This is a genomic window from Bradyrhizobium sp. UFLA05-89, from assembly GCF_059803475.1.
The window spans coordinates 1-825 of record NZ_JBANBA010000288.1 but is presented as its reverse complement, the minus strand read 5'-3'; the positions used below and the strand labels follow the sequence as shown (position 1 = coordinate 825).

At 62.4% G+C, this 825-nt stretch carries 1 protein-coding gene; it reads left to right on the top strand.

Annotated features, from left to right (window positions below):
- On the top strand, nucleotides 1-825 hold an 825-nt coding region (locus SO139_RS46305), incomplete at both ends, for an ATPase domain-containing protein (RefSeq protein WP_498542167.1).

Genomic DNA, 825 nt, shown 5'->3' with positions numbered 1-825 from the left:
TTGTCGGCCATTGAAGTCTTCGAGCTGATTCCGCCCGAGAACTTGCTCGACGAGAACCAGCAACAGAGCCTGCTCTATTCCTCCGACTTGGAGCTCGGCGAGACGACGAAGCGCATCTTCGAGGCCGTCGAGCGCGTGAAGCCGCAGAGGGTCGTGCTCGACAGCCTCTCCGAGATCAGGCTGCTCGCCCAGAGCTCGCTGCGCTACCGGCGCCAGATCCTGAGTCTCAAGCACTATTTTGCAAAGGCCAACGCGACCGTTCTCCTGCTCGACGACCTCACTACCGACCTAATTGACAAGACGGTGCACTCGGTTGCGCATGGCGTGATCCGCCTGGAAGAAACCGCGCCCGAGTACGGTGCCGAGCGGCGGCGGGTGCGCGTCGTCAAATATCGTGGGCGGAGGTTTCGGGGCGGCTTTCACGACTACACCATTGCGACGGGCGGCGTTCAGGTCTTCCCACGACTCGTCTCGGCCGAGCACAAGGCAGATTACTCGCGTGACGTTCTCAGGACCGAGACCGGCGAACTAGACGCGCTCCTTGGCGGCGGTGTCGAGCGTGCCTCGAGCGTCCTTGTTCTCGGCCCGGCGGGAACGGGCAAGTCGCTATTTGCGCTCACCTTCATCCAAGGCGCAGCAAATCGCGGCGAGCGCGCGGCCATGTTCGTCTTCGACGAGGAGTTGGGCATCCTATTCGAGCGCGCGAAGGGCCTGAAGATCGATCTTCAGGCGATGGTCGATGCCGGGCAGCTCATCATCGAGCAAATCGACGCAGCTGAGCTGACGCCTGGTGAATTTTCCTCGCGCGTGCGACGCTGCGTCGAG